The sequence below is a fragment of the Paraburkholderia sp. NPDC080076 genome, from assembly GCF_050281145.1.
In the GTDB taxonomy this organism is placed as follows: domain Bacteria; phylum Pseudomonadota; class Gammaproteobacteria; order Burkholderiales; family Burkholderiaceae; genus Paraburkholderia.
Map to the genome: position 1 here is coordinate 667,269 of NZ_JBNNWQ010000001.1, position 17,142 is coordinate 684,410.

At 64.0% G+C, this 17,142-nt stretch carries 13 protein-coding genes; 9 read left to right on the forward strand and 4 right to left on the reverse strand.

Translation table 11 applies throughout. The features are described from left to right. Positions 1–42 precede the first annotated feature (42 nt). The gene (locus ACQKRQ_RS03005) at positions 43–474 is read left to right on the forward strand and encodes a response regulator (RefSeq protein ID WP_207915701.1); all 432 of its coding nucleotides are present in this window, start codon (positions 43–45) and stop codon (positions 472–474) included. A 54-nt stretch (positions 475–528) separates the two neighbouring features. Here ACQKRQ_RS03005 and ACQKRQ_RS03010 read toward each other — a convergent pair whose 3' ends face one another. After that, positions 529–858 (reverse strand): ArsR/SmtB family transcription factor, encoded by a 330-nt coding sequence (locus ACQKRQ_RS03010; protein WP_132377930.1) that lies wholly within the window; start codon positions 856–858, stop codon positions 529–531. Between the two features lie 87 nt (positions 859–945). Between ACQKRQ_RS03010 and ACQKRQ_RS03015 the strand changes: the two genes are divergently transcribed. Continuing rightward, positions 946–2,043, forward strand: a complete 1,098-nt coding sequence (locus tag ACQKRQ_RS03015; RefSeq protein WP_427474974.1) for an NADH:flavin oxidoreductase/NADH oxidase — start codon at positions 946–948, stop codon at positions 2,041–2,043. Between the two features lie 303 nt (positions 2,044–2,346). Beyond that, a complete protein-coding gene (locus ACQKRQ_RS03020; RefSeq protein ID WP_132377926.1) occupies positions 2,347–3,024 on the forward strand; it encodes a dihydrofolate reductase family protein in 678 nt (225 codons plus the stop codon). An 86-nt stretch (positions 3,025–3,110) separates the two neighbouring features. On the opposite strand, the gene ACQKRQ_RS03025 is transcribed toward ACQKRQ_RS03020, so the two are convergent. Continuing rightward, on the reverse strand, positions 3,111–3,878 hold the full coding sequence (locus ACQKRQ_RS03025) for a DUF4410 domain-containing protein (RefSeq protein WP_408429192.1): 768 nt from the start codon (positions 3,876–3,878) through the stop codon (positions 3,111–3,113). Between the two features lie 807 nt (positions 3,879–4,685). Then, complete coding sequence (locus ACQKRQ_RS03030; RefSeq protein WP_427474975.1) at positions 4,686–5,144, reverse strand: hypothetical protein; 459 nt, start codon at positions 5,142–5,144, stop codon at positions 4,686–4,688. Positions 5,145–5,496: 352 nt separating this feature from the next. On the opposite strand from ACQKRQ_RS03030, the gene ACQKRQ_RS03035 reads away from it, so the two are divergent. From ACQKRQ_RS03035 to ACQKRQ_RS03045, 3 genes are all read left to right on the forward strand, one after another. After that, on the forward strand, positions 5,497–5,922 hold the full coding sequence (locus tag ACQKRQ_RS03035; RefSeq protein ID WP_132377920.1) for a phasin family protein: 426 nt from the start codon (positions 5,497–5,499) through the stop codon (positions 5,920–5,922). A 581-nt stretch (positions 5,923–6,503) separates the two neighbouring features. Continuing rightward, positions 6,504–6,953, forward strand: a complete 450-nt coding sequence (locus ACQKRQ_RS03040; RefSeq protein WP_427476063.1) for a DUF2844 domain-containing protein — start codon at positions 6,504–6,506, stop codon at positions 6,951–6,953. Positions 6,954–6,964: 11 nt separating this feature from the next. Then, complete coding sequence (locus ACQKRQ_RS03045) at positions 6,965–8,242, forward strand: DUF3443 domain-containing protein (RefSeq protein ID WP_427474976.1); 1,278 nt, start codon at positions 6,965–6,967, stop codon at positions 8,240–8,242. 176 nt (positions 8,243–8,418) lie between these two features. Here ACQKRQ_RS03045 and ACQKRQ_RS03050 read toward each other — a convergent pair whose 3' ends face one another. Next, positions 8,419–9,693, reverse strand: coding sequence for a putative zinc-binding metallopeptidase (locus ACQKRQ_RS03050; protein WP_132377916.1), 1,275 nt, complete (start codon positions 9,691–9,693; stop codon positions 8,419–8,421). Positions 9,694–10,027: 334 nt separating this feature from the next. On the opposite strand from ACQKRQ_RS03050, the gene ACQKRQ_RS03055 reads away from it, so the two are divergent. From ACQKRQ_RS03055 to ACQKRQ_RS03065, 3 genes are read left to right on the forward strand one after another with little or no spacing between them, the layout of a single operon-like run. Continuing rightward, positions 10,028–13,501: a DUF2126 domain-containing protein gene (locus tag ACQKRQ_RS03055; RefSeq protein ID WP_427474977.1), complete on the forward strand. Its 3,474-nt coding sequence runs from the start codon at positions 10,028–10,030 to the stop codon at positions 13,499–13,501. Positions 13,502–13,530: 29 nt separating this feature from the next. Continuing rightward, a complete protein-coding gene (locus tag ACQKRQ_RS03060) occupies positions 13,531–16,185 on the forward strand; it encodes a circularly permuted type 2 ATP-grasp protein (RefSeq protein ID WP_427474978.1) in 2,655 nt (884 codons plus the stop codon). Then, positions 16,182–17,072 carry a transglutaminase family protein gene (locus ACQKRQ_RS03065; RefSeq protein WP_342960568.1) on the forward strand — a complete coding sequence of 297 codons (891 nt, stop codon included), beginning with the start codon at positions 16,182–16,184 and terminating at the stop codon, positions 17,070–17,072. The genes ACQKRQ_RS03060 and ACQKRQ_RS03065 overlap by 4 nt, the downstream gene beginning before the upstream one ends. The last annotated feature ends 70 nt before the right edge of the window (positions 17,073–17,142 follow it).

A 17,142-nucleotide genomic window follows, 5' to 3' on the forward strand; every position in this document is an offset into this window, starting at 1 on the left:
CCGCTTGCTGCCCGCTGATGTTTTTATCGCAGGCTGTCACACATGCCCCGAACCCCCGCTACTTGCCAAAGGTGGAGTGCCCGTGAGATCCGGGTCTTGCACGAAATGCCGCGCGTGCTGGTCGTCGACGACAACGCCGGCGCCGCCGAGGCGCTCGCCACCTATCTCTCCTACGAAGGCGTGGAAGCCCGTGCCGCCAATGGCTGCGAGCAGGCGCTGCGCTGCGTGCGGGACTGGGTGCCGGACGTCGTGGTGCTCGACATCATGATGCCGGAGCGCGACGGCTATGAAACCGCGAGCGCGCTGCGCAGCTATCTGCCGACGCAGAGTCTGGGCATTGTCGCGTTCACGTCGCTCGATGAGGATCACGTGAAGGAAACCGGCAAAGCACGTCACAATTTCGACGGCTATTGTCAAAAAGGCACGGCCCCGACGGCGCTGCTCGCGCTGATGCGCAAACTTTGGCGGGAATAGCTGCGCGGCGTCGCGCTGCATGCGTCGCGTTGGCGCAAGCAGCGGGCGCCAAGCTCAAGCCAATTCGCTCTCCACCGGCTCCTCGACGATCTGCTTGAGAATCGCCTCCATCAACCCCGGAAACCGGGCGTCCAGTTCCGCGCGCCGTAGCGAATTCTGATGCACGGTGCCGGCCACGCGCGTGCGCACGAGGCCCGCCTCACGCAGGATCCGGAAGTGATGGGACACGCTCGACTTCGGGCGGCCGCCGTCGAGTTCGCCGCAGGTGGCCTCGTCGACCGACGCCAGGCGCCGGACAATCTCCAGGCGGACTGGGTCGCTCAGGGCATGAAAGAGCCGCCCGAGCGCGAAATCCTCGGCGGCGGGGTGGTTATAAGTGCGCATCCTGCAAATGATAAAGGTTTCTGCGATACTTCGTTATTCGATGTTTATCGAACTACCGTACAAGCAAGTCCAGAGGAGTTTAGACTGATGTCCGCATTGTTCCAGCCCTACAAGCTCAAAGACGTTTCCCTGCGCAACCGGATCGCCATTCCGCCGATGTGCCAGTACACCGCCGAAGACGGCGTGATCAACGACTGGCATCGTGTCCATCTGGCCGGTCTGGCGCGCGGCGGCGCGGGGCTGGTGATCGTCGAGGCGACGGCCGTGTCGCCTGAAGGCCGTATTACGCCGGGCTGTGCCGGCATCTGGACGGACGAGCAGGCGCAGGCTTTCGCGCCGGTCGTGGCGTCGATCAAGGCCGCCGGCTCGGTGCCGGGCATCCAGATCGGCCATGCGGGCCGCAAAGCCAGTGCGAACCGTCCGTGGGAAGGCGACGACCACATCGCCGACGACGACAGCCGCGGCTGGCAAACCATCGCGCCGTCGGCGATCGCGTTCGGCGGCAATCTGCCGAAGGTGCCGAAAGCCATGACGCTCGACGACATAGCGCGCGTTCGCGAAGATTTCGTCGCCGCCGCGAGGCGTGCGCGTGACGCGGGCTTCGAATGGCTCGAACTGCATTTCGCGCATGGCTATCTCGGCCAGAGCTTCTTCTCGACGCACTCCAACCAGCGCGACGACGCTTACGGCGGCAGCCTCGAGAACCGCAGCCGCTTCATGCTCGAAACGCTGGCGGCGGTGCGCAAGGTGTGGCCGGAGCATCTGCCGTTGACGGCGCGTTTCGGCGTGATCGAGTACGACGGACGCGACGAGGAAACCTTGCTCGAATCGATCGAACTGGCGAAGAACTTTAAGCGCGAAGGGCTGGATATGCTGAGCGTCAGCGTCGGCTTCTCCACGCCGACGGCGGCGATTCCGTGGGCGCCGGCGTTTCTCGCGCCGATCGCCGAGCGCGTGCGGCGCGAGGCCGGCATCCCGGTTTCGTCGGCCTGGGGCATCGATACGCCGGAACTGGCGGATCGTTCGGTGAAGGACGGGCAACTGGATCTGGTGATGGTTGGCCGCGCGCATCTGGCCGATCCGCACTGGCCGTACCATGCGGCGAAGAAGCTCGGCATCGAGCGTCCGTCGTGGACGTTGCCGGCGCCGTACGCGCATTGGCTGGAACGCTATAAGGTCGCCTAAGCTTCCGCCCCGAGTTTCCTGTACCGATTGATCGTGCCGCTTTGTCCCGCCAATTCATGCGCCGGGGCAGGCGGCACATCTCATTCTGTCTCCACGCGAGCGGCCGGTGCCGCGCCTTGCCACGCGCTAGACCGACTGCAGCGCCCGCAGCATCTCATGTCCGAGCGCTCTGCCAGTCACGGATGAATTGCCCGCGTGCCGCGCGACCAACTTCATGTGTACTAGCGGAAAAGGAATCGACGCGCTTGCGGAACGGCCCTTGCTGCAAGGTCTTTTCATTGACCTGACACGGAGGCTTGACGCATGACCCCTTATATCGTCGCTCACATGATGTCCTCGCTCGACGGCCGCAGCCTGACGGACGGCTGGCACCTCGACTACGCGTCGGACCTGTATGAAGACACGGCTGCCACTTTCGAAGCCGACGGCTGGATCTGCGGGCGCGTCACCATGCAGGAGATTTCGCACGGCACGGATTATCCGAAAGGGCTCGCCAAGGGCGCGGTGCCTCGCACCGATCATTTCGTCGAACGCAAAGCGGACCAATACGCGATTTCGATCGATCCGCAGGGCCGCGTGGCGTGGAAGACCAACACCGCGCTCAAGTCGCACGTGATCGAAGTGCTGACCGAACAGGTTGCCGACGACTACCTCGCGTATCTGCAGTCGATCGGCGTGTCATACGTGTTCGGCGGCAAGACCGAGATCGATCTCGGCAAGGTTGTGCAGACATTGGCGCGTGAGCTCGGCGTGAAGAAGCTGATCGTGGAGGGTGGTTCGCATGTGAGCGGGGCGTTCGTGAATGCCGGTCTCGTCGACGAAGTGAGCGTGCTGATTCTGCCGCTGGTGGATGGCCGCAGCGAACATCCTTCCTCGTTCGAAGTGGCGATGGAGAAGTGGCAAGCGCCCGCGTATCTGAAGCTCACATCCGTTGAGAAGAAGGACCACGATTCGGTGTGGCTGCGCTATACGAAGGCCTAAAACGTAAACGGCAGAGTGGGACTGAAATCCGACTCTGCCGAGCGCTGTTCACGATCACTCCGGTTCAACAAATCGGCCAAGCGTTATCAGCCTTTGGTGTGTTCCGTCGAAAGCCAGCCGCCGCTTACGCCGATCTCGCCAATCTGCTTGGCCACCGCGTCGGCGAGGCGTTTCGCGTCCGCTGACACGCCGGCACGTTTGGTTTCGGATACAGCGTGCAAGCCTCCGCCCACCGCCGCCGAAGTCGCGATGCTGCCGGCCGCCGCGCCCACGCCCGCGGTCTCGACCATGCCAGGCGCTTTGCCGCTGTCGGCGTTGGCGGTGAAGGTTTGCACCAGACGCGGTGTGCCGCCCGCGGGCTTATACAGAATCTGCACCGAGCTGCTGACCTGACTCTTGCCCGCACCGAGGCCGATCAACATGCGGCGACGGCGATTGCCCGAGTCGATCGTATCGAAGCTGCCTTGCACGAGCAGCACATTCTGATCGGCCGGTGCGGGGACGTCTGAGCGGATCGCACGCAGACCCATCGACTGCAATTGATGCACGATTTCGTTGGCGACCTGCTCGCGGACTTCGGCGGACTCGGCGGCTTGCTTTTGCGCAGTGGACGAGCCTTCGAGTTGCGTCTTCACTTTCTGCATCATGCCGCCGTCCAGTTTGACCTGATCCGAATTGGCGTCGAAGGTGTAGACATAGATGTTGTCCGGGCGCACCTGGACCGGCGTGCTCGCCGTGCTTGCATCCTTGATGCTGCTGCCGGCGCAACCGGTCAGCAGCGCGCTGCAGCAAACCATCGTCACGCAGGCCAAACGGGCGGCATTTTTTCTGAGGAAATTCACTGAAGTCAACATGTTGATCCTGTCGTCGGCACGCGGTGCCGGAATGTTCGAACGGTTCTCTCGATGATCGGGCAACCGTGGGATCGTTGATCATCGGCGAAACGTCTCGCTCTTGAAGCACCCTTGATCTCATGCGTTCTGTTTCGTACGCACCGGCAGCGAAACGAAGTATGGTCGCGTCACTTCCCGAACTCCATTCAACAATTATTTCGTCCTATGTCACGGCGCGGACAGACACGCCGAAGGCGTCGCGCGGGGCTTTCGCGTGTCGCGAAAGTCAGCGGACGCAGCGGGAAAAGAGAGGCTGTGCGGATGTGGATCGACCGCGCCTGCAAGCGGCGTGAAGTTGTACAGCTACGCGTGCAACCGTGCGTGCGGCGCCATGCGTATCGGCCATCAGTTCAAGGCGAGCTTGATGATGCAGCCAAGGACAAAAACCAGTAGGACGGCGGCGACGGCCAAGTTCAGCGGGTAGCGCATTCTTCACCAGGGCACCAGTGTTGCAGTGCTCATATCCTAATCACCTGACGGAAGATGAGAAGGGGTCAGTGAAGCGGCAATGTGGGAAAGCTAACGCAGCGTGCTGAATGGTTAGACGGCCTACAGGCGGGAGCGCTTCCAAGCGGGCGCTTCGACCGCTTGAGTTGCCGTGCGGCTGTTTATCGAAGGAAAAATGCCCGCGTGCGCAGGGCACTAGCGTGCGTGTCGAACGGTCACTCAGCTAGCGAGGCACCTGGCGATGAAGCACGGCATGGACTGATCACGTGGTTCATGTGCGGCGTCACGGCGAAGCTGACGTCGTGACGCCACGGCAAGAATTTACTGCGCCAGAGCCGGCGGCGGCATCCCGCCCGGCGCGCCGTGCGGCGCCTTGTTCGCGGCGGCGAGGTCTTCCGACAGACTGGTGCGCAGCGTCGCGATCGCCTGATCGGGATTGGCGGGCCTCAACTGCTCGCGAGCCAGCGAGTCATACACGTAGTGGCGCAGCATCGGATCTTGCGTCTTGTTCAGCACGTCGTGATACACGGCGATGATTTCGCCTTGATGTCCGCTCATCGCATACAGGCGGCGCAACTGTTCCAGATCGTTGATCACCGCGAAGCCGGGACCCATCGGGCCCATTGGACCCATCCGGCCACGCGGCGGTGGCCCGTCGCCGCGCTGCGGTTCGCCATGCGCCTGAGGGGCCGCGGGCGGCGGCGCTTCCTGGGCAAACGCGGCCGTCGCGGCCAGAGTCAGAACGGCGCTCAGCGCCGTGCTCAAGATTGCTTTTTTCATGAACTCGCTCCCATCGAGACAGGGCCGGCGCTACAGCGCGCCGGCACATGAGCAACGATAGTCGACATGCCGGTTCGTAGGGTTACTGAAGCCGCCTTGTAACTTACCGGACCTTCCATGCCGCGCGGCCAATGGCCGCCTGGTCCCGTCGACAGGTGGCGCGCGAGCCAGGGTGTGCCCGCTGGCGGATTGTTTCCGGATGGCGCATGATTGAGCGATGTGCCGTCCGACCCCAGAACCCGCTCGTTCCAGCGGACGCTCGGCGCACGCGACGCCGCCAGTGCATGCGTCACGGAAACACCACGCGGCGATGCACCGCCGGCGAGTATTCAACCGTTAAGGAGGATTTCGCATGGACCGACCTGACGCCGCCAATCCGTTTGGCGATTTCACCAAAATGCTGGAGCAGTTCAAGCTCCCCGGCTTCGACGTACCCGCCATCATGGAAGCGCGACGCAAGGACATGGAAGCACTGGTTCAGGCGAATCAGACGGCCTTCCAGGGGATGCAGTCGCTTGCGCAGAAACAGGCCGACATGTTGCGCTCGACCCTGAGCGAATTGCAGTCGCTGACGGGCCAGTTGTCGGCCGGTGGCGCCGCGCCTTCGGGCAAAGCTGCCGAGTTGATCCAGCAGAGTCTGCACAAGTCGCTTGCCGATATGCAGCAACTGGCTCAAGCAGCGTATCAAACGCAAGCCGAGTCGTATGCGGTGATCGCAAAACGCGTAGAAGAAAACGTGCAGGAGCTCAAGTCGCTTTTGCAGCAGCAAAAAAAGTAACGGACGCTGATGCGTCGAATCGCTGACGCGTTACGTTCGAATGACCGATGCCGCGGATGACTTTCCAGTCCTCCGTGGCATTTTTTTGTTCCGCGAATCAGGCTCACGGAATCGATTTTCTCTTCACACGAAAAGCCTTTTGTGGCGTCGTATTGTCAGAGGAAAACAGGCATTTTGCTCGACTTTTTCAGCATCCACTTACATTGGCTGCGCAATGCCGCGCGCGTTATTTTTTTCTGCATGGACCTTGGACAGTTTGCTTCGCTGTTGGCTTTTAACGAGCCGTGAAGCTGAAATGCCGGGTCAAAGCGCCGCCCCTTGGTGATCTGATTCCGAAACATCGAATACGTTAAAACGACGCCGCGCGACGGAAAGGTTTAAATCCTTTTGCAAACGATTGCAGCGTCTCGCCGCGATGGTTAAAGTTTCACGCCGCCACTCCGTAGACGCATTCACGCTGCTCAACCAGTGTGAATACGACACGGCAGCACCGGCGAAGCGTGCGCCCCTTGTTTCCCGTCCGTGATCGGCTCGGCGCCTGGTCACGAGCGTTTCACCTCGAAGGAAGTCACTTGAAACCGATGCTCTATTCCAGCATTGTCCGCGCGATGCTCGGAGCAAGCTGTGCGCTGTCGTTCGCCGCGCACGCGACGCTCGGCCAGAACGTCAGCACCGTCGACGGCGATCAGTCCCGCTTGCGCGCGGTGGCTCACACGTCCACTACGCAAAGCGCGTATTCGGTACACCTGATGACGCTGCCGTCCGGCACGCTGGTGCGCGAGTACGTCGCGCGCAACGGCATCGTGTTCGGCGTCGCGTGGGAAGGGCCGACGCTGCCGGACTTGAAATCCATACTGGGGTCTTCATTCGACGTGTATGTCGCCGCCACCGCGAAGCGCCGCGGCACGCCACTCGCGGTTTCCAGCAGCGACCTGGTCGTGTACTCCGGCGGGCATCTGCGCGCTTTCTCCGGCTATGCCTATTTGCCACGAGCGGTGCCCGCGGGCGTCGATGTCGGCGTCATTCAATAATGGAGCGGATCATGCGACATAGGTCTTCGTTCAAGACTTTGCTGTGCGCAGCGCTGCTCGCGTTGCTCGTCAGTGCGTGCGGCGGCGGGGGCGGCAGCTCCAGCGGCTCGGGCAGCGCGGCCGGCACCAATGGTTCGACCGGTACTTCATCCGGTCCCTCCGTGGCCAGCACCTCGCCGTCGTCGCAGACGCTGGCCGCGAACGCGGTGAGCGTGACGGTCGATTCCGGCGTGAGCGATGTGCCGAACATGCCGTTCGTCAGCCTCACGATCTGCACGCCGGGCACGACGCAATGTCAATCCATTGACCACGTGCTGGTCGATACCGGGTCGTGGGGCCTGCGCCTGTTCGCATCCCAGTTGCCCGCTTCGATGACGCTGCCGCAACAGAAAGACGCATCGGGCCATCTGGTTGCCGAATGCATGCAGTTCTTCGACGGCTACACGTGGGGCCCGGTCAAGCTCGCCGATCTGCAGATTGCCGATGAAAAAGCCGCCTCGCTGCCGATCCAGGTCATCGACCCGAACTACGCAACGCTACCCGCCGATTGCGCGAACTTCGGCGCATCGCGCAATACGCCGGACACGTTGCAGGCCAACGGCATTCTCGGCATCGGCGTGTTCAAGCACGATTGCGGCGCGAACTGCGTGCAGCAGGCGCTGGCAGGCACGTACTACGGCTGCAGCGGCACGACATGCACGTCGATTCCCCTCGTCGAAGAACTGCAGGTGGCCAATCCGATTCCGTACTTCGCCGCGGACAACAACGGTTCGATGCTGAGCCTGCCGACGGTATCGGGCGCCGCGCAGTCAGTCACCGGGCAACTGGTGTTCGGCATCGGCACGCAGACCAACAATTCGCTGGGCGGCGCGCTGGTGATCGGCGTGAATCCGTCGAATGGCACCTTCACGACCGTGCAGAACGGCACCACGTATTCGCGCAGTATCCTGGACAGCGGCTCGACGGGCCTGTTCTTCCAGACCAGCGCGTTGCCGGTCTGCGCGAGCCCGAACAGTGCGTACTACTGCCCGGTGTCGACCGAGCAACTGAGCGCGCTGATCCAGGGCGTGAACGGCGCCACGAGCACGGTGAATTTCAGCGTCGGCAATGCCGCGACGATTGCGCAGATGTATAGCGGCAATTCGGCGCTGCCGCTGCTGGCGGGACCGGCTTTCGTCACGTCCGCGATCTTCGATTGGGGGCTGCCGTTTTTTTATGGCCGCAATGTGTACGCCGCCGTCGAGCAGCAGCCGACGCCCGGCGGCACGGGGCCTTACGTCGCGTATTGAATCGGTTGGCAGCCATAGACGTCCACATTCGATTCCGGCAGCGTCGCGTAAATCGACTTTCTGACTTACGCGAGATCGATGCTTTCGCTCCAGCATGTCATGAAACGGAATTTGACCGGCACGCGCGCGGTGTGAGCGATTGCCTTGCACGTCTCGATGGTTTCGAGCGCACCCGGCTAGCGCCGCCTCGTAGCCCGCTTCGCCGGGGCTGCCTGAGCGGCGACAGGCGCGGGCTGTAACGGCGGTTCGGACGCCACGGGCTGCTGCGGCGCAGGTGTCACGTCCACCGATTGCAGCGGCGCGGGTGAAGCCTCGATCGGCGCCGCCGGCTGCGCTCCGGTTTGCGCCGCACCCTGACCCGGCGGCGTCGCCGCTTCTCTCGGCTGCGACTTGTCGCCAGCCCCTTCGATCACGCGATGCACGAAGCGCAGCTTTTCCACCACCGGCGCCGCCAGCGTGAACGGATACCCGTCCGGCATGCCGAGACTGCGGTTCAGGCTGTTCAGCGCATAGGTGAGGGGGAACCAGCGTTTCATCAGATTCTCGAAGCTCGCGTCTTCCACCGGCGTGCGGTCGGTCAGCGTCGGCTCGCTCGGGTCGTCGGGCAGGAGCGCCACACCGTACGAGGTCGACGTGTCCAGCACGTCGACGATCAGCATGTAATGCGCCCACGTCTCGGCCCAATCTTCCCAGGGATGCATCGTGGCATACGCGCTGATATACGACGCCTGCCACTCGGCCGGCGCGCCGTCGCGATAGTAAGCCTTCAGCGCCTCGCCATAATCGACGCTCTCGTCGCCGAACAGTTTGCGGAACGGCTCGAGCCAGCGCGGGTTGTTCTCCACCAGTTGGCTGAAGTAGTAGTGCCCGGTCTCGTGCCGGAAATGGCCGAGCAAGGTGCGGTAGGGCTCGCCCATCGCGGTACGGACTTTCTCGCGATACGCGTCGTCGGCCTCGGCGATGTTCAGCGTGATGAGCCCGTTATCATGGCCAGTCATGACGCGCGAACCGTCGCCGCCGTCCTCGAGGAATTCGAAGGCGAGGCCGTGCTCGGGATCGGCCTGGCGCGACTTCACGTCGAGGCCGAGTTCGGCCAGCGTGTACAGCAGACGGCGTTTGGCCATCTCCAGCCGGTACCAGTAGAGCCGGTTGTCCGGCGCGCTCAGATTCGGAATCGTGAGGGTCAACTGGCAGGCGCGGCACAGCACGTCCGGCGAGTCGGCGGGAATCATCCAGTTGCAGACGTTTTCGACGGCATAGTTGTGGCATTGACGGAACAGCGCGCCTTCGGCGCCCGGATGCAGGCTGCGCCAGCGGCCTTCGCCGGCATCTTCGAACGCGCTGATTTCCGCCAGTTCAGGCACATAGCCGAGCAATGACTCGCAACGTTCGCAACGAACGTTTTCGTAGAACACGAGGTGCGAGCAGTGATTGCAGTGGAAGGTTTTCATCGGTCGACTTTGGGAGGTAGGAGGGCAGTCATAAGCGAACACCTGCCGCAATCTTCATGCCGCATTTGCCAGACGTCACTGGTTTAACGCACATTACGTGCATGATCGTGCATGAGCGCTGCGCCGCTTTGGTGCGCGGCCTTGAAAACGGCGGTGGAAGGGCGCTTGGTCGATCGAGCGGACGGTCGGCGAGGCGCGGCATACTTCACGAGAGGCGGTGATCCGGGCAGTACAGGCAGTTCACGCAGTTTTTCGCACTTGTTCAACAAGCGTTCAGTAAACGGCATGAAGCTTGCTTTTTGGCGGGCTGCCATCCTTCGTCCAGGAGTCCGGTGTGTCCATACGCGTCGCGTTGCATCATGTCACACATTACCGTTACGACAGGCTGGTTTCACTGTCGCCCCAGGTCGTGCGTCTCAGGCCTGCGCCGCATTGCCGGACCCCCATCCTGTCGTATTCGATGCGGGTCGAACCGGCCGAGCACTTCATCAACTGGCAGCAGGACGCGTTCGCCAACTATCAGGCCCGGCTCGTTTTCCCCGAGAAGACGCGCGAATTCAAGGTGACCGTGGATCTCGTCGCCGAGATGGCCGTCTACAACCCGTTCGACTTCTTTCTCGAGCCCTCGGCCGAGCAGTTTCCCTTCGACTATTCGCCCGGCCTCGCGCTGGAACTCGCGCCGTACCGCGTCAAGCGGCCGATGACGCCGCGCTTCGCCGAGTTCGTCGGGAGTATCGACCGCACGCCGGCCGGCACCGCCGACTTCCTCGTTGCCCTGAATCAGCGGCTGCAACGCGAGATTCGCTACCTGATCCGCATGGAGCCGGGCGTGCAGACGCCCGAGGAAACGCTCGTGAGCGCCGCCGGCTCGTGCCGCGATTCAGGCTGGCTGCTGGTGGAGACCTTGCGGCAATTGGGGCTGGCGGCGCGCTTCGTGTCCGGCTACCTGCTGCAACTCGCGCCCGACGTCAAATCCATCGACGGCCCGAGCGGCACCGAAGTCGACTTCACCGACCTGCACGCGTGGTGCGAGGTCTATCTGCCGGGCGCCGGCTGGATCGGCCTCGATCCGACCTCCGGGCTGCTGGCGGGCGAAGGGCATATCCCCGTCGCCTGCACGCCCGAGCCGGGCAGCGCGGCGCCGATCTCCGGCGCCGTCGACGAGTCCGAGGTCGAGTTCGACCACACCATGTCGATCGAACGGGTCTTGGAGACGCCGCGCGTCACCAAGCCGTTCAGCGAAGCGGTATGGGCCGACGTCCTGAAAATGGGCGCGCAGGTCGACGGGCAGCTCGCCGACATGGACGTGCGTCTGACGATGGGCGGCGAGCCGACCTTCGTCTCGGTGCGCGATCGCGACGCCGCCGAATGGAACACCGACGCGCTCGGCCCGACCAAACGCGGCTACGCGGTCGCGCTGATGGACAAGCTGCGCTCGCGGTACGGCGCGAACGGCTTCCTGCATATCGGCCAGGGCAAGTGGTATCCGGGCGAGCAATTGCCGCGCTGGGCGATGTCGCTGTACTGGCGCGCCGACGGCGAGCCTTGCTGGCACGACCCGGCGCTGTTCGCGGACGAACGCGAGCCCGGCACCTACACCGCCGCGGACGCGCAACGCTTCCTCGCGCATCTGGCGACCAGGCTTTCGCTCGACACGGACTGCATCCAGCCCGGTTTCGAGGACGTCTGGTACTACCTGTGGCGCGAGCGCCGTCTGCCGGTCAACGTCGATCCCTTCGACGCACGGCTGGACGACGAACTGGAGCGCGTGCGCCTGCGCCGCGTGTTCGACGCGGGGCTGGGCGGCGCGACTGGCTTTGTGCTGCCGCTCGCGCGCGAACGCGAGGTGCCCGGCGAGGCGCCGCAATGGGTCAGTGGCCGCTGGTTTTTCCGCGACGAGCGCATGTTCCTGATTCCGGGCGATTCGCCGATGGGTTATCGCTTGCCGCTCGATTCGCTGCCGTGGGTGTCGAAGACCGACTACCCGTACCAGCACGCGCACGATCCGTTTGCGCCGCCCGTGCCGTTGCGTTCAGCCGCGCAGTTGCGCATGCAATACGACGGCGAGCAGCGCACCATGAGTCCCGCCGACGCGCGGCGCGCGGCGGCGTTGTCGTCCTCGGCGGCGGAGTTGCTGAGCGGCATGCCCGGCGGCGGCGTGCTGGCCTATGCGCGTCAGCCCGGCGACCGGGCGGCGCCGGCGCGCGGCCAGTCGTCGAAAGAAACGATTCGTACGGCGATTTGCGTCGAAGCGCGCGACCCGAAACGCGCGGCCGGTCCGAAGGCCGAAACAGAGGCCTTCGGCAGCGGCCGCACGCTGCTGCATGTGTTCATGCCGCCGCTCACCGAACTCGACGACTATCTCGACCTGCTCGCCGCCGTCGAAGCGACGGCCGCCGAGTTGCGTATGCAGGTGGTGCTCGAAGGCTATCCGCCGCCACGCGACGCGCGTCTGAAAGTGCTGCAGGTCACGCCGGACCCCGGCGTGATCGAGGTGAACATTCATCCCGCGGCGAACTGGGATCAACTGGTCGATCACACGGAGTATCTGTATCAGTCGGCGGCTGAGAGCTATCTGAGCAGCGAAAAGTTCATGACGGACGGCCGGCACACCGGCACCGGCGGCGGCAATCACTTCGTGCTCGGCGGCGCGACGCCCGCCGACAGTCCGTTCCTGCGCCGTCCCGATCTGCTGGCGAGCCTGATCGCGTACTGGCACAACCACCCGTCGCTGTCGTATCTGTTTTCCGGGCTGTTCATCGGGCCGACCAGCCAGGCGCCACGCATCGACGAAGCGCGCAACGATCAGGTCTACGAGCTCGAAGTGGCGTTCCGCGAATTGCAACGGCAGATCGACATGCTCGGCGGCCGCGACAGCGCGAGCCTGCCGGCGTGGATGATCGACCGCTCGCTGCGCAATATCCTGATCGACGTGACGGGCAACACGCACCGCGCCGAGTTCTGCATCGACAAACTCTATTCGCCCGATGGTCCGACCGGCCGTCTCGGCCTGCTCGAATTGCGCGGTTTTGAAATGCCGCCGCACGCGCGCATGAGTCTCGTGCAGCAACTGCTGCTGCGCGCGCTGGTGGCGCGGTTCTGGCACACGCCGTACACACAGCGGCTCACGCGCTGGGGCACCGAACTGCACGACCGCTTCCTGCTCGGCACCTTCGTGAAGATGGATTTCGACGATGTGCTCGGCGAACTGAACCGCGCGGGCTTCGCCTTCGACAGCAGCTGGTTCGCGCCGCACTTCGAATTCCGCTTCCCGCTGGTCGGCGAGACGACGGTAAATGGCGTCTCGCTGACCATCCGCAACGCGCTCGAACCGTGGCACGTGATGGGCGAGGAGGGATCGCCGGGCGGCACGGTGCGGTATGTGGATTCATCGGTGGAGCGGCTCGAAGTGCGCGCGCTCGGTCTGAACGACAACCGCCATGTCCTGACCGTCAACGGCGTGCCGGTGCCCTTGCAACCGACCGGCCGGGTCAGCGAATATGTGGCCGGCGTGCGCTTTCGCGCGTGGGCGCAGCCGTCGGCGCTGCATCCGACCATCGGCGTGGATGCGCCGCTGACTTTCGATCTGGTCGACACATGGGCTGGCCGCTCGGTGGGCGGATGCCAGTATCATGTCGCTCATCCGGGCGGGCGCAATTACCAGACCTTCCCGGTCAACGCCTATGAGGCGGAAAGCCGGCGGCGCGCGCGCTTCTTCGCGTCGGGACATACGCCGGGGCCGCTCACGGTCGATGCGCCGCATCGCAGTCTGGAGTTTCCGTTCACACTCGATCTGCGCTACTGGTGAAACCAGCACACTCTTAAAACGACACGACCTTGGCCTTTCAATCGACTTTTCCCTTCGAAACGTCCGCGGCGCGCGCGGACGCTTCGTCCCTGTTGCGCCTGCTGCCGGCCCACGAGGGACATTGGGACGAGTTACGCGACACATCGGGCGCGTTACGCGAACCGTGGCGGCAATTCTTCGAGCGGCTCGGCGAAGACGGCATTGCGCGGCTCGACGATCACCTCGCCTCGGTCGCGCAGCAGATTCGCGACAACGACATCAGCTACAACGTCTACGCGGATAACGGCGAGCCGAGGCCGTGGGCGCTCGACCTGCTGCCGTTCCTGATCAGCGAGGACGAGTGGGCGCATATCGAGCATGGCGTGACGCAGCGCGCGCATCTGCTCAACGCGATCGTCGCGGACATTTACGGGCCGCAAACCTTGCTGGAGCGCGGTCAATTGCCGCCCGCGCTGGTCTTCGGCCACCCGGGCTATCTGCGCTCGGTGAAGGGCTACGCGCCGCCGGGCGGCCAGTTTCTGCAAGTGGTCGCGGTCGACCTGGCGCGCACGCCCAACGGCGACTGGACCGTGATGGCGCATCGCACCGAGGCGCCCTCCGGCCTCGGTTACGCGCTGGAAAACCGCCTGATCGTGTCGACGCTGTTCGCCGATCCGTTTCGCGCCATGCATGTGAGCCGGCTCGCGCCGACCTACTCGCAACTGATCGCGACACTCGTGCAGGCGGCGCAGGCCACGATTCGGCACGACAGCGAAGACGCCGAGCATTCGCCGCATATTGCCTTGCTCACGCCGGGGCCGTTCAGCGAAACCTACTTCGAGCACGTGTTTCTGGCGCGCTATCTCGGCGTGACGCTGGTCGAGGGCAAGGACCTGACCGTGCGCGACGACAAGCTCTATCTGAAGACGCTCGCCGGTCTCGAACGCGTGCATGTGGTGCTGCGGCGTCTGGACGATGCGTTCTGCGACCCGGTCGAACTGCGCGCCGATTCGAGCATCGGCGTGCCCGGCTTGTTGCAGGTGATGCGCGCGGGCAACGTGATCGTCTCGAACGTGCCGGGCTCGGGCTTCGTCGAATCGCCGGCGTTGCATGGTTTTCTGCCCGGCATTGCCGAAGTGCTGCTCGATGAAGACCTCGTGTTGCCGAGCGTGGCGACGTGGTGGTGCGGCGAAGAAGCGGCGCGCGATCATGCGTTCGCGCGTCTCGACGAAGCGTTCGTCGTGCCGACGTGGCCGGTCACCGGACGCGATGCGCCGCCCGGCGTGGAGCAAGGCCGGCAGCGCTTATCGACGTGGCGCGAGCGGATCGAGGCCATGCCCGACACCTATACGATCCAGCAGGCGCAGCGCTTTTCCTGCACGCCGCGTTACGAGGAAGGCACCATCGGCCGCCGTCCGTCGGTGCTGCGCGTCTATGCGATTGCGGACGTCAACGGCGGCTGGCATGTGATGCCGGGCGGCTTCACCCGCATGGCCGCCGAACGCCAGGCCACCGTGTCGATGCAGTACGGCGGCAGCAGCGTCGATACGTGGGTGCTGTCGAGTCAGCCGACCTCGACCTTCACGCTGCTGCCTTCGCCGATGCAGCCCGCCGACCTCGCGCGCAAGCATCGCACCGTGTCGAGCCGCGCGGCGGAAAACCTGTTCTGGGCCGGACGTTACGGCGAACGCGCTGAAAACAACGTGCGGCTGTTGCGCCTTATCCTCGGCTCGCTGGAAGGCAATGATGCCGACGCGATGTTTCCGACTCTGGTCGAACTCGCCATGCACTGCGGGCTTGTGCAATCCGGCGACATGTTCGCGCCGCATTCGCCGCAAGCTTTCGAGCGCGCGCTGGTCGCCAATCTGAGCGAGAGCACCGGCGCTGCGAGCATCGGCCAGAACCTGACCTCGCAGGCGCGCTCGAATGGGGAAGTGCGCGGGCGTCTGTCGAACGATCACTGGCGCACGATTCTCGCGGCGCGCAACGACTTCCGCGACGCGTTGCAGATGTTGATGCCTGCACCGGGTTACGGTAATGGTTCATCTTCATCACAAGGTAACGGTAACGGCCGTGGCGAACGCTACGACCGTTACGACCGTTACGACCGTTACGACCGCGTGACGCTGATGAACGCGCTCGAACACCTGTCGGTGCAGTTGTCGGCGATCAGCGGCGCGCAGGGCGATCGCATGACACGCGACGAAGCATGGCGTTTGCTGTTCGTGGGCCGCCACATCGAACGCGTATCGGCGATGACCTCGTTTCTGCGCGTGGTCGCCGACAAAGGCCAGCTTTCTACGCCCGCCGGTTTCGATCTGCTGCTGCAGTTGTTCGACAGCACGCTGACGTACCGCTCGCTCTATCCCGGCCGCTTCGAAGTGCCGGCCTTGCTTGACCTGCTGGTCATCGAGCCGACCAATCCGCGCGGCATCTACGGCGTGTACGAGCGCCTGCGCAAAAAGCTCGACGAGATCGCCGTGGCGGCGGGCAGCACGCGGCATCGTCCGTTCGCTGAATTGATGGCGCCGACCGATCTGTTGCCGACGCTCGAATCGCTGTGCGAGGTGGACGAAAACGGCACGTACGTCAATCTGATTGCGGTGTGCGATCAGATCGGCGGCTTCGTCGGCGCGGCCGCGCATGAAATCAGCGCGCGCTATTTCAGTCATGCCAGCACGGTCGCCTCGCAGGTGTGGTCATGAAGCACACGCCGACCGTGCTGTCCGTCTCGCATCGCACGACCTATCGCTACTCCACGTATGTGGAGACCGCGCAGCATCTCGCGACAATCCGGCCGATTGCCTGTTCGTGGCAACGGGTGGTCTCGCACAGCGAAAAGATCGAACCCGAACCGTCGTATCTGAATAGCCGGATCGACGCATTCGGCAACGACGTGCTGTATTTCGCGCTGGATGCGCCGCACGAGCGCTTGCAACTCGTCAGCGAAACGACCGTGGCGCTCATGCCGCGTTGGACTGATCTCGATCCGGAAGCGACGCCCGAATGGGACGACGTGGCCGATGCGCTGCGCTTTCGCGTCGGCGGCCAGTTCCGGCCCGAGGTGGAGTTCTGTTTCGCGTCGCCGAATATCGTGCCGCGTCCGTCCTTGCGCGACTATGCGTTGCCGAGTTTTCCGCCCGGCATGCCCATCGCCGCGGGTGCGATCGATCTGATGCACCGCATTCACGAAGACTTCGCCTATAAGCCTTCCGCGACGATGTTCGATACGCCCGCCGAACGCGCCTTCGAATTGAAGAGCGGCGTGTGTCAGGACTTCGCGCAGGTGATGATCGGCTGCTTGCGCTCGCTGGGTTTGCCCGCGCGTTACGTGAGCGGCTATCTGCGCAACGATCCGCCGCCGGGACAGCCGAGACTGATCGGTGCGGATGCGTCGCACGCGTGGGTGTCGGTGTATTGCCCCGGCAGCGGCTGGATCGATCTCGATCCGACCAATGACGTGCTGGCCGATATGGATCACGTGACGCTCGCCATCGGCCGCGATTACAGCGACGTGTCCTTGCTGCGCGGGATGATTCTCGGCGGCGGCGCGCATCGGGTGGAAGTGGGTGTGACGGTGCTTGCGCTGTAGGGGCCGCGCCGCGCATTCCCGATCTATTTCACATTGCTTTCCCGGCCTGGATAAGGTTCAGACCGCGACC

Bases quoted from the DNA above. Each gene is read 5' to 3' on its own strand.
- ACQKRQ_RS03005 (WP_207915701.1), top strand. From the start codon at position 43: ATGCCCCGAACCCCCGCTACTTGCCAAAGGTGGAGTGCCCGTGAGATC.
- ACQKRQ_RS03010 (WP_132377930.1), bottom strand. From the start codon at position 858: ATGCGCACTTATAACCACCCCGCCGCCGAGGATTTCGCGCTCGGGCGG.
- ACQKRQ_RS03015 (WP_427474974.1), top strand. From the start codon at position 946: ATGTCCGCATTGTTCCAGCCCTACAAGCTCAAAGACGTTTCCCTGCGC.
- ACQKRQ_RS03020 (WP_132377926.1), top strand. From the start codon at position 2,347: ATGACCCCTTATATCGTCGCTCACATGATGTCCTCGCTCGACGGCCGC.
- ACQKRQ_RS03025 (WP_408429192.1), bottom strand. From the start codon at position 3,878: ATGTTGACTTCAGTGAATTTCCTCAGAAAAAATGCCGCCCGTTTGGCC.
- ACQKRQ_RS03030 (WP_427474975.1), bottom strand. From the start codon at position 5,144: ATGAAAAAAGCAATCTTGAGCACGGCGCTGAGCGCCGTTCTGACTCTG.
- ACQKRQ_RS03035 (WP_132377920.1), top strand. From the start codon at position 5,497: ATGGACCGACCTGACGCCGCCAATCCGTTTGGCGATTTCACCAAAATG.
- ACQKRQ_RS03040 (WP_427476063.1), top strand. From the start codon at position 6,504: ATGCTCTATTCCAGCATTGTCCGCGCGATGCTCGGAGCAAGCTGTGCG.
- ACQKRQ_RS03045 (WP_427474976.1), top strand. From the start codon at position 6,965: ATGCGACATAGGTCTTCGTTCAAGACTTTGCTGTGCGCAGCGCTGCTC.
- ACQKRQ_RS03050 (WP_132377916.1), bottom strand. From the start codon at position 9,693: ATGAAAACCTTCCACTGCAATCACTGCTCGCACCTCGTGTTCTACGAA.
- ACQKRQ_RS03065 (WP_342960568.1), top strand. From the start codon at position 16,182: ATGAAGCACACGCCGACCGTGCTGTCCGTCTCGCATCGCACGACCTAT.